We start from the raw sequence: 15568 nt of genomic DNA, 5'->3' as shown, positions 1-15568 counted from the left end.
GTCATTCAGACGGGCTATGCTTGCGACTGGTAACAATTCGTAAGACTGGACAGCCGGCTGGGCACAAACCGGCTTTTTACATACATTCATGAATGTATATACAATACCACCCTACGATCGAATGACCCAAGTGGCAATCAGTTAATATCCCACTCTGCTGATTCCCGCCAAAGTACCAGTCCGCAGTTGCGGGGCAACCTGTCGGCACGGAGGTTTCGTGCCGCTTGCTGTATCTAGCAGTCCAGTATTTCAGGTGTTCGATCTGCGCCGTGAGGCGCATCCGTGTTGCGCTCCGGTCGGGTGCGGCACTTATTCCATTGGTTATACACAGAGGTCGCTCCATGCGCGTCGAACGGGTTCCATACCGCTTAATCACTGTCGCGACGGCCGCCGTTTTCCTGGCCGCGTGCGGGAAAAAAGAATCGGCACCGCCGCCGCAAACGCCGGAAGTCGGCGTCGTCACCGTCCAACCGCAAGCCGTACCGGTCTTCACCGACCTGCCGGGCCGCACCAGCGCATTCCTCGTCGCGCAGGTCCGCGCGCGGGTCGACGGCATCGTGCTGCGTCGTGAATTCACCGAAGGCACCGACGTCAAGGCTGGCCAGCGTCTGTACAAGATCGACCCCGCACCGTACGTCGCCGCGCTGAACAGCGCGAAGGCGACGCTCGCGAAGGCGCAGGCGAACCTCGTCACGCAGAACGCACTGGTCGCGCGCTACAAGGTGCTGGTCGCCGCGAACGCGGTCAGCAAGCAGGACTACGACAACGCAGTGGCCACGCAAGGGCAGGCCGCCGCGGACGTCGCGGCCGGCAAGGCAGCGGTCGACACCGCGCAGATCAACCTCGGCTATACGGATGTCGTGTCGCCGATCACGGGCCGCGTCGGCATCTCGCAAGTGACGCCGGGCGCCTACGTGCAGGCGAGCCAGGCGACGCTGATGTCGACCGTGCAGCAGCTCGATCCGGTGTACGTCGACCTCACGCAGTCGAGCCTCGAAGGGCTGAAGCTGCGCCAGGACGTGCAGAGCGGCCGTCTGAAGACGAGCGGCCCGGGCGCGGCGAAGGTGTCGCTGATCCTCGAAGACGGCAAGACGTATTCGGAAGCGGGCAAGCTGCAGTTCTCGGACGTGACGGTCGACCAGACCACCGGCTCGGTGACGATCCGTGCGGTCTTCCCGAACCCGGGCCGCGTGCTGCTGCCGGGGATGTTCGTGCGCGCACGGATCGAGGAAGGCGTGAACGAGAACGCGTTCCTGGTGCCGCAGATCGGCGTCACGCATGACCAGAAGGGCCAGGCGGTCGCGATGGTCGTGAACGCCAGCAACAAGGTCGAGCCGCGTCCGCTGAAGACGTCCGGCATGCAGGGCCCGAACTGGGTCGTCGAAGGCGGTCTGCAAGCGGGCGATCACGTGATCGTTCAGGGCGTCGACAAGGTGCGTCCGGGTGCGACCGTGAAGACGGTCCCCGCCCAGCTCGCACCGGCGGCCGATGCCGCGTCGGGCGCTGCTGCCTCCGCCGCGCCGGCTGCCGCCGGTTCCGGCGCCGCTGCTGCAACCGGTGCCGCCGCATCGGGCGCCGCGCCGGCGAGTGCTGCCGCTGCCTCGAGCGCGCAATAACAGGGAGCCTGTTTCATGGCAAAGTTTTTTATCGATCGCCCGATCTTCGCGTGGGTGATCGCCATCATCCTGATGCTGGCCGGGGTTGCGGCGATCTTCACGCTGCCGATCTCGCAGTATCCGACGATCGCGCCGCCATCGATCCAGATCACCGCGAACTACCCGGGCGCTTCCGCGAAGACGGTGGAAGACACGGTGACGCAGGTGATCGAGCAGCAGATGAGCGGTCTCGACAACTTCCTGTACATGTCGTCGACGAGTGACGACTCGGGCAACGCGACGATCACGCTGACCTTCGCGCCGGGCACGAACGCCGACATCGCGCAGGTTCAGGTGCAGAACAAGCTGTCGCTCGCGACGCCGGTTCTGCCGCAGGTCGTGCAGCAGCTCGGTCTGTCGGTGACGAAGTCGAGCAGCAGCTTCCTGCTGGTGCTCGCCTTCAACTCCGAAGACGGCAGCATGAACAAGTACGACCTCGCGAACTTCGTGGCGTCGCACGTGAAGGATCCGATCAGCCGGTTGAACGGCGTCGGTACCGTCACGCTGTTCGGCTCGCAGTACGCGATGCGGATCTGGCTCGACCCGAACCGCCTGACCAACTACGGCCTCACGCCGGTCGACGTCAGCTCGGCGATCACCGCGCAGAACGTGCAGATCGCGGGCGGCCAGATCGGCGGCACGCCGGCCACGCCGGGCACGATGCTGCAGGCGACGATCACCGAATCGACGCTGCTGCAGACGCCCGAGCAGTTCGGCAACATCCTGCTGAAGGTCAATCAGGACGGCTCGCAGGTTCGCCTGAAGGACGTCGCGCAGATCGGCCTCGGCGGCGAAAACTACAACTTCGACACGAAGTACAACGGTCAGCCGACCGCGGCACTCGGTATCCAGCTCGCGACCAACGCGAACGCCCTCGCCACCGCGAAGGCCGTCCGCGCGAAGATCGACGAACTGGCACCGTTCTTCCCGCACGGCCTCGTCGTGAAGTATCCGTACGACACGACGCCGTTCGTGAAGCTGTCGATCGAGGAAGTGGTCAAGACGCTGCTCGAAGGTATCGTGCTCGTGTTCCTCGTGATGTATCTGTTCCTGCAGAACCTGCGGGCGACGATCATCCCGACGATCGCGGTGCCGGTGGTGCTGCTCGGTACGTTCGCGGTCATGTCGATGGTGGGCTTCTCGATCAACACGCTGTCGATGTTCGGCCTCGTGCTCGCAATCGGCCTGCTGGTCGACGATGCGATCGTGGTGGTGGAGAACGTCGAGCGCGTGATGGCGGAAGAGGGGCTGTCTCCGAAGGAGGCGACCCGCAAGGCGATGGGCCAGATCACCGGCGCACTCGTCGGCGTGGCGCTCGTGCTGTCGGCGGTGTTCGTGCCGGTGGCGTTCTCGGGCGGCTCGGTCGGCGCAATTTATCGTCAGTTCTCGCTGACGATCGTGTCGGCGATGGTGCTGTCGGTGCTCGTCGCGTTGATTCTGACGCCGGCGCTGTGCGCGACGATCCTGAAGCCGATCCCGCAAGGGCATCACGAAGAGAAGAAGGGCTTCTTCGGCTGGTTCAACCGCACGTTCAACAACAGCCGCGACAAGTATCACGTCGGCGTGCACCACGTGATCAAGCGCTCGGGCCGCTGGCTCATCATCTATCTGGTCGTGATCGTCGCGGTCGGGCTGCTGTTCGTGCGCCTGCCGAAGTCGTTCCTGCCCGATGAAGACCAGGGCCTGATGTTCGTGATCGTGCAGACGCCGTCGGGTTCGACGCAGGAAACGACCGCGAAGACGCTTGCGAACATTTCCGACTACCTGTTGAAGGACGAGAAGGAAATCGTCGAGTCCGCGTTCACGGTCAACGGCTTCAGCTTCGCGGGCCGCGGCCAGAACTCCGGTCTCGTGTTCGTGCGCCTGAAGGATTACTCGCAGCGTCAGCACGCGAACCAGAAGGTCCAGGCGCTGATCGGCCGGATGTTCGGGCGTTACGCGGGCTACAAGGACGCGATCGTGATCCCGTTCAACCCGCCGTCGATTCCTGAACTCGGTACGGCCGCCGGCTTCGACTTCGAGCTGACGGACAACGCCGGTCTGGGTCACGATGCGCTGATGGCCGCGCGTAACCAGCTGCTCGGGATGGCTTCGAAGGATCCGACGCTGCAGGGCGTGCGTCCGAACGGCCTGAACGACACGCCGCAGTACAAGGTCGACATCGACCGCGAGAAGGCGAATGCGCTGGGCGTGACGGCGGATGCGATCGACCAGACGTTCTCGATCGCGTGGGCGTCGAAGTACGTGAACAACTTCCTCGACACCGACGGCCGGATCAAGAAGGTGTACGTGCAGGCAGACGCGCCGTTCCGGATGACGCCGGAAGACATGAACATCTGGTACGTGCGCAACGGGTCGGGCGGGATGGTGCCGTTCAGTTCGTTCGCGACCGGTCACTGGACGTACGGTTCGCCGAAGCTCGAGCGCTACAACGGTGTGTCGGCGATGGAAATCCAGGGTCAGGCCGCACCGGGCAAGTCGACCGGTCAGGCGATGGCCGCGATGGAAACGCTCGCGAAGAAGCTGCCGGTCGGTATCGGCTATTCGTGGACGGGCCTGTCGTTCCAGGAAATCCAGTCCGGTTCGCAGGCGCCGATCCTGTACGCGATCTCGATCCTCGTCGTGTTCCTGTGTCTCGCGGCACTGTATGAAAGCTGGTCGATCCCGTTCTCGGTGATCATGGTGGTGCCGCTCGGCGTGATCGGCGCACTGCTTGCGGCGACGATGCGCGGTCTGGAAAACGACGTGTTCTTCCAGGTCGGCCTGCTGACTACCGTGGGCTTGTCCGCGAAGAACGCGATTCTGATCGTCGAGTTCGCGCGCGAACTGCAGGTGACGGAGAAGATGGGGCCGATCGAGGCCGCGCTGGAAGCGGCGCGCCTGCGGCTGCGTCCTATTCTGATGACGTCGCTCGCGTTCATTCTCGGCGTGATGCCGCTCGCGATCAGCAACGGCGCGGGTTCGGCCAGCCAGCACGCGATCGGTACGGGCGTGATCGGCGGGATGATCACGGCGACGTTCCTCGCGATCTTCATGATCCCGATGTTCTTCGTGAAGATCCGTGCGATCTTCAGCGGCGAGAAGGAAGACGTCGACGAGGCGCTGCGCCTGGCTCAGGAGCACTCGCACCACGAAGAGAAGCCGGGCAACGGCGACGAAGGCAACAAGGGACAGTGATGATGCAAAAACACGCTTTGACTGCAATCGCGGTCGCGCTCTTTGCCACGGGCTGCACGATGGCGCCGCATTACAAGCGGCCCGACGCACCCGTCGCGCAGGCGTACCCGGCCGGCGGCGTCTACGCGACGCAGCCGGGTGCTGCCGGCGCGCGCAGCGCGAACGGCCAGGCGGCGACCGCCATCGGCTGGCGCGAATTCTTCGTCGATCCGCGCCTGCAGCGGCTCATCGAGATCGCGCTGAAGAACAACCGCGACCTGCGCGTGTCGGTGCTGAACATCGAGGCGGCGCGCGCGCAGTACCAGATCACGCGCGCGGGCCTGTTCCCGACGCTCGACGGCACGGGCTCGGGCAACATCCAGCGCGTGCCGCAGGGCCTGTCGACGACCGGTGCGCCGTACATCTCGCGCAGCTACAACGTCGGGCTGTCGGCGTCGTGGGAGCTCGACCTGTTCGGCCGCGTGCAGAGCCTGAAGGATCAGGCGCTCGCGCAGTACCTGTCGACGTCGTACGCACGGCAGGCGTCGGAAATCTCGCTGGTGTCGCAGGTGGCTGACCAGTACCTGACGCTGTTGTCGACCGATGACCTGTTGCAGGTCACGGAGAACACGCTGAAGTCCGCCCAGGCGCAGTACGACCTGACGAAGCTGCAGTTCGACAACGGCACGGGCTCCGAGCTCGAGCTGCGCCAGGCGCAGACGGTGGTCGAGACGGCGCTCGCGAATCAGCAGCAACAGGCGCGGGCGCGTGCGCAGGCGCTGAACTATCTGGTGCTGCTGATCGGCGAACCGCTGCCGGACGATCTGCCGGCGGGCATGCCGCTCGACTCGCAAAACCTGCTGACGGACGTGCCGGCCGGGTTGCCGTCGGATCTGCTGACGCGTCGCCCCGACGTGATGCAGGCCGAGCAGACGCTGCTGGCCGCGAACGCGAACATCGGCGCGGCGCGCGCCGCGTTCTTCCCGCGCATCTCGCTGACGGGTGCGTTCGGCACCGGCAGCCCGACGCTCGGCGGGCTGTTCAAGGCCGGCACGGCGGCGTGGTCGTTCGCGCCGCAGATCACGATGCCGATCTTCGAAGGCGGCCAGAACATCGCGAACCTGAACCTCGCGAACGTGCAGAAGCGCATCGAGATCGCCAACTACGAGAAGGCGATCCAGTCGGCATTCCGCGAAGTGTCGGACGGCCTGGCCGCACGCGGCACGTACGACCAGCAGATCGCGGCGCTGGAGCGCAACGAGCACGCGCAGCAGCGACGTTTCGACCTGTCGGACCTGCGCTACAAGAACGGTGTGGACAGCTACCTGTCGGTGCTGACCGCGCAGACGGACCTGTACTCCGCACAGCAGACGCTGATCAACGCGCGTCTGGCGCGCTGGACGAACCTCGTCACGCTGTACCGCGCCTTGGGTGGCGGCTGGATCCAGCGCGCAGGCGAAACGCCGCGCGCGCCGGATGCGCCGGCCGACTACGACAAGGCGGCCGCTCCGGCGGCTGCGTCGGCGGCTGCGACGAACGGGTAAGCGCAACGAAGGGCGGGGGCGGTTTAGCGCGCTTGTCCTTCCAACCGGCTGGTCGCGGAAACGGAAACGCCACGGACGAAAGTCCGTGGCGTTTTCTTTTGCGCAGTCGAATCGCGTGGTGCGAAGACGGTTGGCGTGACGACGGCTGCATCGGGCTCAGGTGACGTCGATCACGCGGGCCGTGTTGCCACCCTGGGTCGCCCGTGCCGCGCCGCGCAGCGCCTGCGCCGGCCCGCCTCGAGGCGCGACGCGTGTTCGCCCTGAACGCTCGATCTGCTCCGGCACCCCCAACGCAAAACGCCACGGCATGCCGTGGCGTTTTGCTTTACCGCTGCGCGCCGTCGTCCGGCGCGGGGCGATCAGTGGTGCACGTCGGCGGGACGCCCGTCGAAGTCGTGTCCGGCGCGGCGGATGTCGCAGCGCGCATCCTTTTCGCCTTTCACGCCGTTGAACACGATGTTCAGGATCACGGCCGTGGCCGATGCCAGCAGGATGCCGCTGTGCAGGATCGGGGCGAGCGCGGGCGGCAGCTTCGAGAAGAAGTGCGGCGACACGACCGGCACGAGGCCCATGCCGACGCTCACGGCGACGATGAACAGGTTGTGCGAGTTGTTCACGAAGTCGACCTTCGACAGCACCTTGATGCCGTTCGCGGCCACCATCCCGAACATCACGATGCCTGCACCGCCGAGCACGAACGGCGGCACCGATGCGACCACCTGCGCCATCTTCGGGAACAGGCCGAGCAGCACGAGGATCACGCCGCCCGTCGCACACACGAACCGGCTCTTCACGCCCGTCACGCCGATCAGGCCGACGTTCTGCGAGAACGACGTATGCGGGAACGAGTTGAAGATGCCGCCGATCAGCGTGCCGAGGCCGTCGACGCGCAGGCCGCGCACCAGGCGCTCCTGGTTGACCGGACGATCGACCATGTCGCCGACCGCGAGAAACATGCCGGTCGATTCGATGAACGTGACGAACATCACCGTGACCATCGTCACGATCGACAGCGGGTCGAAGTGCGGCAGGCCGAAGTGGAACGGCATCACGATGCCGACCCACGGTGCGTGCGCGACGCCGTCGGTATTCACGCGGCCGATCGCAAACGCGATCGCGAAGCCGGCGACGATGCCGAGCAGCACCGAGATGTTCGCGATGAAGCCGCGGCCGAACTTGTTGATCAGCAGGATCAGCGTCAGCACGAGCAGCGACAGGCCGAGATAGACGGGGCTGCCGTACTCGGGGTTGCCGACGCCGCCGGCCGCCCAGTTGATGCCGACTTCCATCAGCGACAGCCCGATCACCGCGATCACGGTGCCGACGACCACTGGCGGGAAGAATCGCAGCAGCTTGCCGATCATCGGCGCGAGCACGATGCCGATGATGCCGGCCGCGATCGTCGAGCCGAAGATGTCGAGAATGCCGAGGCCGGGGTTCGTGCCGATCGCGATCATCGGGCCGACTGCCGCGAACGTGCAGCCCATGATGACGGGCAGGCGGATCCCGAAGATCCACAGGCCCAGCGTCTGAATCAGCGTGGCGATGCCGCACGAAAACAGATCGGCGCTGATCAGGAACGCGATCTGGTCTTTCGGCAGCTTGAGTGCGGCGCCAACGATAAGCGGCACGGCGACAGCGCCGGCGTACATGACGAGGACGTGTTGCAGGCCAAGCGTTACCAGCTTGCCGGTCGGCAGCACCTCATCGCACGGATGGACCGTGTTCGGTTGCATCTGTCTCACTCCATGATCTTGTTTTCGGGGTGATACGAAGTTATGCGGAATGAATCCACGCAACAAGAGCGCTGGGTACTATTCCGTTCTTTGCTGGTTCGATATGCCAATTCGGCATGGAACAGGGTGTCGATCATCGGGAAACGGCCGCAGGAGTGAGGTTCCCCGGTTTTATAGCCCTTCAAAATAGCGCGGGCCCCCATGTCAAATATAGGCCGCTTTATGGTGTGTATCGGGTGATGCGCATAGTGGCAAAAAGGACCGGTGAAAATTCGTGCCGGGTTAACCCGCGAATGGTCTCTTTTGCACGCAAGGTGCAGCCGGGTGAAACCGGGTCGCCGATCGCGGCTTCGCTGCTTCGTTTTGCATCGTCCTGACCGCAAAAGCCGGGGCATACATCGCTATCCCGTTATCATCGGCATCCGTTCATACGAATTCATCGCCCCGTCATGCGCCTGCTCGGAATCGACCTCGGCACCGGCTCCGTCAAACTCGTCACGCTCGATGCCGATGGCGTCGAGCGGGCAGTCGCGAGCGAACCTTATGCGCTGTCGTCGCCGCATCCCGGCTGGGCCGAGATCGCGCCCGAGACGTGGTGGCAGGCGCTCGTGCGTGCGGCCGCACGGTTGCCGGCCGGCGAACGCGCGCGGGTCGCAGCGATCGGTTTCTCGGGCCAGATGCACGGCGTCGTGCTGATCGACGCGGCCGGGCAGCCGGTGCGGCCCGCGCTGCTGTGGCCCGACACGCGCGCCGGGCGCGAAGCGGACGCGGCCGCTTGGACCGCCGCTGGTTTGCCCGTCGTCGGATTGCCCGTCGCCGGATTACCCGTCGCCGGATTGCCCGTTGCCCCGAACCCCGTCGCGCCGGGCATGGCTGGCCCGCTGCTGCGCTGGCTGGCCGCGCACGAACCCGATGCGCTGCGCACCGCGCGTTGGGCCGTGCAGCCGAAGGACTGGCTGCGCATCGCGCTCGGCGGCGACGTCGCGGCCGATCCGAGCGACGCGTGCGCGACCGCGCTGGCGACGCCCGACGGCGCGTGGGATTTCGCGTTGATCGACGCGCTTGGCTTGCCGGCCGACTGCTTCGCGCCAGTGCTTGCGTCGACCGCGCGCTGCGGCACGCTCGGCGCGCAGGCGGCCGCCGCGCTCGGGCTGCCTGCCGGCGTGCCGCTCGCGACGGGCGCGGCCGACACCGCCTGCGCGGCGCTCGGCAGCGGGCTGGTTGCCGCGGGCGACGCACTGCTGACGACCGGCAGCGGCGGCCAGATCGTCGTGCTCGCGGATGCGCTGCCGCCCGCGCGGCGCGGGCTGCATCGCTATCGCACGGCGGCTGGCGGCGGCTACTACACGATGGCCGCGATGCAGAACGTCGGGCTCGCGCTCGAAGCCGTGCGCGGCTGGCTGGGCTATGCGGGATGGGCCGATGCGTATGACGATGCGTTCGCGCAGCCGGCGTCCGACCGGCTGTGCTTCCTGCCGTATCTGACGGGCGAGCGTTCGCCGTGGATGAACCCCGATGCGCGCGGCGGCTGGCTCGGCCTCGGGCTCGGCGATACGCGCGGCGCGATGATGCGCGCGGCGTTCGAAGGCGTCGCGTTCGCGCTGCGCGCGGGGCTCGATGCGATCCGCGATGCCGATCGTCGCGACCCGGTGACAACGTTGCGTCTCGCCGGCGGCGGCTCGGTCGATCCACGCTGGCGCCAGTTGCTCGCCGACGCGCTCGGCGCGTCGCTGCACGCGATCGACTGTCCGAATGCCGCGACGCGCGGCGCCGCGCTGCTCGCGGGCGTCGCGATCGGGCACTGGCGGGAAGACGCATTGCGCGCGCTGGCGCCGGCCGCGTCGCCGGTCGTCGCGCCGCGCGACGACCGCCTGCTGGCCGCGCGCCATGCGCGCTTCATCGATCTGTACGCACGCACGGATGCGTGGTTCACGACGGGTGTTTAAACTCGAACACTTGTTCTTTTGCGTCAGCGATGACGCATCGTGGCAAGCCTGCGACCGTTTCCCGCACGCGGTGCGTGGCGGGACCGGCCATCATGGCGAGCACAGGATGCTTTCTGCGTGTCGCGCGCGATGCCGCGCGGCACGGCTTCGACAGCTTTGCATGGAACCCGGCAGGCGCTGAAGCGCGCGCCGGTTGACCTCACAGACACACAGGAGTGACACGATGAAAACGAAAGCCGCGATTGCATGGAAGGCCGGTGCGCCGCTGACGATCGAGGAAGTCGATCTCGAAGGGCCGCGCGCAGGCGAAGTGCTGATCGAAGTGAAGGCGACGGGCATCTGCCACACCGACTACTACACGCTGTCGGGCGCCGATCCGGAAGGGATCTTCCCGGCGATCCTCGGCCACGAAGGCGCGGGCGTGGTGGTCGACGTCGGCCCCGGCGTCGGCACCTTGCGCAAGGGCGATCACGTCATTCCGCTCTACACGCCCGAATGCCGCGAGTGCAAGTTCTGCCTGTCGCGCAAGACCAACCTGTGCCAGAAGATCCGCGCGACGCAGGGCAAGGGCCTGATGCCTGACGCGACGTCGCGCTTCTCGCTCGACGGCAAGCCGCTGTTCCACTACATGGGTACGTCGACGTTCTCGAACTACATCGTCGTGCCGGAAATCGCGGTGGCGAAAGTGCGCGAGGACGCGCCGTTCGACAAGATCTGCTACATCGGCTGCGGCGTGACGACGGGCGTCGGTGCGGTCGTGTACTCGGCGAAGGTCGAGGCGGGCGCGAACGTCGTCGTGTTCGGCCTCGGCGGCATCGGCCTGAACGTGATCCAGGGCGCGAAGATGGTCGGCGCGGACAAGATCATCGGCGTCGACATCAACCCGAAGCGCGTCGAGCTCGCGAAGAAGTTCGGGATGACGCACTTCATCAACCCGAACGAAGTCGAGAACGTCGTCGACCACATCGTGCAGCTGACCGACGGCGGCGCCGACTACTCGTTCGAATGCGTGGGCAACGTGAAGCTGATGCGCCAGGCGCTCGAGTGCACGCACAAGGGCTGGGGCCAGTCGTTCATCATCGGCGTGGCGGCAGCGGGCGAGGAAATCAGCACGCGTCCGTTCCAGCTGGTGACGGGCCGCGAGTGGAAGGGCTCGGCGTTCGGCGGCGCACGCGGCCGTACCGACGTGCCGAAGATCGTCGACTGGTACATGGAAGGCAAGATCAACATCGACGACCTGATCACGCACACGCTGCCGCTCGAGCGGATCAACGAAGGCTTCGACCTGATGAAGGCCGGCGAGTCGATCCGTTCGGTCGTGCTGTACTGACCGGGAGCGCACCGTCATGCTCGAACTCGTTTCCTCGCATGCGTGCCACGGCGGCGAGCAGCGCTTCTACCGTCACGATTCGGCGGCCATCGGCCTGCCGATGAAGTTCTCGGTGTACCTGCCGCCGCAGGCTGCGCACGGCCGCGTGCCGGCGCTGTTCTATCTTGCCGGGCTCACGTGCACCGACGAGACGTTCGCGATCAAGGGCGGCGCGCAGCAATACGCGGCGCAGCACGGCATCGCGCTCGTGATGCCCGACACGAGCCCGCGCGGCGCGGGCGTGGCGGGCGAGACCGATGCGTGGGATTTCGGCGTCGGTGCGGGCTTTTATGTCGATGCGACCGAGGCGCCGTGGTCCACGCATTACCGGATGGAGTCGTACGTGACGGGCGAGCTGTGCGAGCTCGTCGCGGCCGAGCTGCCGATCGACGGGGCGCGGCTCGGGATCTTCGGTCACTCGATGGGCGGGCATGGCGCGCTGACGCTCGCGCTGCGCCATCCGGGCCTGTACCGGTCGGTGTCGGCGTTTGCGCCGATCGCCGCGCCCACGCGCTGCCCGTGGGGCGAGAAGGCATTCTCGGGCTACCTCGGCGACGATCGCGACGCATGGAAGGCACACGACGCGAGCGAGCTCGTCGCGCGCGCCGATGCGCCGAAGTTCGCGGACGGCATCCTCGTCGATCAGGGTCTCGCCGATCAATTCCTTGCGAACCAGCTGAACCCCGACGTGTTCGAGGCCGCATGCGCGAAGGCCGGCCAGCCACTGACGCTGCGCCGTCATCCGGGCTACGACCACGGGTACTACTTCATCTCGACGTTCATCGCCGATCACCTCGCGCATCACGCGCGCGTGCTCGCACGATGAGCGGGAAGGGAAGCACGTAACGCAAACGGCGCGCCGCACGATCGTGGGCGCATAAAAAAACGCCGGCGCTGCCCTCGGGCACGCCGGCGTTTTTTATTTTCATCGGGCGGCGCTCAGTTGCGCCGCAACAGGCTTGCGCCGTACACGAGCGCCGACAGCGCGGTGATCCAGAAGCTCGTCGGCCAGTCGGTGTGATACGCGAGCACGATGCCGGCCCACGCCTCGAACAGCGCGAACAGCGCGGCGAGCAGCACGCCGGTCGACAGCCGCGTCGTCACGTTCTGCGCGGCCGCAGCCGGCCCGACCAACAGCGTGAACACGAGCAGCACGCCGACGATCTGCGTCGCCGCGGCCACCGCGAGCGCGCACACCGCGAGGAACAGCATCGACACCGCGCGCAGCGACACACCTTTCGCTTCGGCCAGCTCGGGCTGCAGCGACGCGAACAGCAGCGGCCGCGCGATCAGCGCGAGCGCGGCGAGGCTCACCGCGCCGATGCCCGCGAGCACCGCGAGCGTGTCGTGACTCACCGCGAGCACGTTGCCGAACAGCAGCGCGGTGACCTGCGTCGCGAACGACGTATAGAAATGCAGGAACAGCAGGCCGAAGCCGAGCGCGCCCGACAGGATCACGCCGATCGCGACGTCGCGGCCCGCGAGCTTTTCGCCGAGCGCGCCCATCCCGATCCCGGCCGCGAGCGTGAAGCCGACCATGCCCCAGATCGGCGAGATGCCGAGCAGCACCGCGCCCGTCGCGCCGGTGAAGCCGACGTGCGACAGCGCGTGGCCGGCGAAGGTCTGCCCGCGCAGCACCAGGAAGTAGCCGACGATGCCTGCGAGCACCGCGACGATCCCCGACGCCGCGAAGGCGTTGATCATGAAGTCGTATTCAAACATCGTGCGAATGCCCGGGATGAGCGTGTCCGTGGTGATGATGGCCGTGGCCGCCGCCACCGCCGTGCGAGTGGCCGTCGTCGTCCTCGTGTTCGTGGTCGTGCTTCTCGATCTCGACGTCGCCCGACATCACGAAGATCTTGCCGTTCACGCGCATCACGTCGATCGGCGATCCGTAGAGCCGCGACAGCACGGGCTTCGTGATCACCTCGTCGACGGTGCCGAGCGCCGCGACGCCGTTGCCGAGATACAGCACGCGGTCGAGCGCGTTCAGCAGCGGATTCAGTTCGTGCGCGGAGAACAGCACGGTGATGCCGAGCTCGCGCTGCACGTTGCGCACGAGTTCGACGACGCCGCGCTGGTGGTTCGGGTCGAGGCTGATCAGCGGCTCGTCGAGCAGCAGCAGCTTCGGATTGCCGAGCAGGCATTGCGCGAGCAGCAGGCGCTGGCGTTCGCCGCCCGACAGTTCGGATAGCGGCCGGCGCGCGAGGGTCGGTCCGCCGACGAGATCGAGCACGCGGTCGACGTCGCGGCGCGTGGCCGCGTTCGTGTGCGGCAGCCCCCAGCGGTGGCCGTCGGCGGCCATCGCGACGAAATCGTAGCCGCGCATCCGGCGGTTCGCGAGGCCGCTGCGAATCTGCGGCATGTAGCCGATCGACGGGTTGCCGCGCACGACCGGCACGCCGCCGACGGACAGCGAGCCGGCCGACACGGGCACGAGGCCGAGCACCGCGCGCATCAGTGTCGTCTTGCCCGCGCCGTTCGGCCCGAGCACGCCGACGAATTCGCCGGGTTCGATCGAGAAGCTGACATCGCGCAGGATCGTGCGTCCGCCCAGTTCGAGCGTGACGCGATCGACGGCGAGTGCGTGGGGAGTGGCGGTCATGTCGTTACGGGTGTCAATTACTTGCCGGCTGAAAGCGCATTGCCGAGCGCGTCGAGCTGGCCGGCCATCCATTGCTGGAAGGTCTTGCCGGCCGGCTGCGTCTCGGTGACGCTAACGGTCGGCACGCCGCCGTCGCGCGCGATCTTCAGCATGCGCTTGGTCATCGGTTCTTCGGCCTGGCTGTTGTAGATCAGCACGCGCACCTGCTTCTTGCGCAGGTCGTTCTCGAATGCGGCGACGTCCTGCGCGCTGGCTTCGGTGTCGTTCATCGTCGCGAGCTGGAAGCGCTGGTTGCGCATGTCGAGGCCGATCGCGTCCGACATGTAGCCGAATACGGGCTCGGTGGCCGTCACCGGCACGCCCTTGTACTTCGCGCGCAGCGCGGCGACCTTGTCGTCGACGGGCTTCAGCGATGCGACGAACTTCTGCAGGTTCGCATCGTACTCGGCCTTGTTCGCCGGGTCGGCGCGGCCGAGTTCTGCCGCGATCGCGCGCGCGGCGGCCGGCATCGTCGCCGGGTCGTACCACAGGTGCGGGTTGTCGCCGGCCTTCTTGCCGACCAGATCGGCGACGACGATCGTCGCGCGCTTCGCCTGCTTCGACGCGCCGAGCAGCTTGCCCATCCAAGGATCGTAGTCGGCGCCGTTGTAGATCACGACCTGCGCGTGCTGGAGCGCACGGGCCGTCTTCGGGCTCGCTTCGAACAGGTGCGGATCCTGGTCGGGATTGCTGAGGATGCTCGTGACCGCAACGTGGCTGCCGCCGATCTGCGTCGCGACGTCGCCGTAGAAATTCTCGGCGGCGACGACGTTGACGGTCGCGGCCTGCGCGAACGCGGGCGCCGCGAGCGACAGCGCGGCAACGGCGGCGGCGAGCCAGCGAACAGGCGACAGGGCACGCCGCGGCGCGCGCTTCAGGGCAATGGACATGAAACTCCTCATTGGAAGGGGCGGCGCGTGGCCGCGCGATTCAGCGTCAGCGTTGCGCGGGCTTGCGCTTGCAGTGCCCGCACAGGCCGCTCAGCTCGACGACCTGGTGGTGGACTTCGAAGCCGTGCGCGGGCTCGCTCGCGGACAACTGCTTCGCGAGGTCGCCGCCGGGAATCTCGACGGTGTCGCCGCACGAATCGCAGATCAGGAACTGGCCTTCGTGCGGCACGCCGATCTCGCAGCACGCGAAGAACGCGTTCTTCGATTCGATCCGGTGGATGAAGCCGTGCTCGACGAGGAAATCCAGCGCGCGATAGACGGTCGTCGGCGGCACGCGGCCGCGCTGCGGTTCGAGTTCGGCGAGCAGGTCGTACGCGCCGATCGGGCGCTGCGCGGCCAGCACGCGTTCGTAGACCTGACGGCGCAGCGGCGTCCACGCGAGCCCGTGCTCGGCGGCGAATGCGTCGGCCCGGGACAGCCGGGCGTCAATGGACGATGAGGTAGCCATGGCGTGAAGCAGGGCGATGAAACAAAGTATGGCGATGATATAACGTATCGTCGCGCCGTGCAGCGCGAATTCCCCTTTCCCGCCTCGCTCCGTCCCCTTCACCGTCGGTCCCACTGCGCC

General features: G+C 66.7%; 11 protein-coding genes. 6 read left to right on the top strand and 5 right to left on the bottom strand.

Features of this window, described 5'->3' with window-relative positions; all coding sequences use genetic code 11:
- The first annotated feature begins 341 nt into the window (after positions 1-341).
- From KEC55_RS13730 to KEC55_RS13720, 3 genes are read left to right on the top strand one after another with little or no spacing between them, the layout of a single operon-like run.
- Entirely contained in the window at positions 342-1616 is a 1275-nt protein-coding gene (locus KEC55_RS13730; RefSeq protein WP_282505873.1) for an efflux RND transporter periplasmic adaptor subunit, read from the top strand.
- A 15-nt stretch (positions 1617-1631) separates the two neighbouring features.
- Entirely contained in the window at positions 1632-4832 is a 3201-nt protein-coding gene (gene bpeB / locus KEC55_RS13725) for an efflux RND transporter permease BpeB (protein WP_282505872.1), read from the top strand.
- Entirely contained in the window at positions 4832-6355 is a 1524-nt protein-coding gene (locus KEC55_RS13720) for an efflux transporter outer membrane subunit (protein WP_282505871.1), read from the top strand. Before bpeB ends, KEC55_RS13720 begins: the two co-directional genes overlap by 1 nt.
- A 359-nt stretch (positions 6356-6714) precedes the next feature.
- Here KEC55_RS13720 and KEC55_RS13715 read toward each other — a convergent pair whose 3' ends face one another.
- Positions 6715-8091 carry a nucleobase:cation symporter-2 family protein gene (locus tag KEC55_RS13715; protein ID WP_282505870.1) on the bottom strand — a complete coding sequence of 459 codons (1377 nt, stop codon included), beginning with the start codon at positions 8089-8091 and terminating at the stop codon, positions 6715-6717.
- A gap of 449 nt (positions 8092-8540) precedes the next feature.
- Here KEC55_RS13715 and KEC55_RS13710 point away from each other — a divergent pair, with 449 nt between their 5' ends.
- The 3 genes from KEC55_RS13710 to fghA all read left to right on the top strand — a co-directional run bounded on the left by KEC55_RS13710 (position 8541) and on the right by fghA (position 12232).
- Positions 8541-10037, top strand: a complete 1497-nt coding sequence (locus KEC55_RS13710; protein WP_282505869.1) for a xylulokinase — start codon at positions 8541-8543, stop codon at positions 10035-10037.
- 223 nt (positions 10038-10260) lie between these two features.
- Complete coding sequence (locus tag KEC55_RS13705) at positions 10261-11367, top strand: S-(hydroxymethyl)glutathione dehydrogenase/class III alcohol dehydrogenase (protein WP_011353045.1); 1107 nt, start codon at positions 10261-10263, stop codon at positions 11365-11367.
- A gap of 16 nt (positions 11368-11383) precedes the next feature.
- Positions 11384-12232, top strand: a complete 849-nt coding sequence (gene fghA, locus KEC55_RS13700) for an S-formylglutathione hydrolase (protein ID WP_282505868.1) — start codon at positions 11384-11386, stop codon at positions 12230-12232.
- A gap of 113 nt (positions 12233-12345) precedes the next feature.
- Here the strand turns inward: fghA and KEC55_RS13695 are convergent, their stop codons facing one another.
- Genes KEC55_RS13695 through KEC55_RS13680 form a run of 4 tightly spaced genes read right to left on the bottom strand, consistent with a single transcriptional unit; the run spans position 12346 to position 15448 of the window.
- Positions 12346-13128: a metal ABC transporter permease gene (locus KEC55_RS13695; RefSeq protein WP_176051624.1), complete on the bottom strand. Its 783-nt coding sequence runs from the start codon at positions 13126-13128 to the stop codon at positions 12346-12348.
- Positions 13121-14011 (bottom strand): ABC transporter ATP-binding protein, encoded by an 891-nt coding sequence (locus KEC55_RS13690; protein WP_176051625.1) that lies wholly within the window; start codon positions 14009-14011, stop codon positions 13121-13123. The genes KEC55_RS13695 and KEC55_RS13690 overlap by 8 nt, the downstream gene beginning before the upstream one ends.
- Before the next feature lie 17 nt (positions 14012-14028).
- Complete coding sequence (locus KEC55_RS13685; RefSeq protein WP_282505867.1) at positions 14029-14940, bottom strand: metal ABC transporter solute-binding protein; 912 nt, start codon at positions 14938-14940, stop codon at positions 14029-14031.
- Positions 14941-14986: 46 nt separating this feature from the next.
- On the bottom strand, positions 14987-15448 hold the full coding sequence (locus KEC55_RS13680; RefSeq protein WP_011546084.1) for a Fur family transcriptional regulator: 462 nt from the start codon (positions 15446-15448) through the stop codon (positions 14987-14989).
- Between the last annotated feature and the right edge of the window lie 120 nt (positions 15449-15568).

This window comes from Burkholderia cepacia, from assembly GCF_029962485.1.
Lineage (GTDB): Bacteria > Pseudomonadota > Gammaproteobacteria > Burkholderiales > Burkholderiaceae > Burkholderia.
Note: the sequence above shows the minus strand (reverse complement) of the source record. Positions and strands in the feature narration are given on the sequence as shown.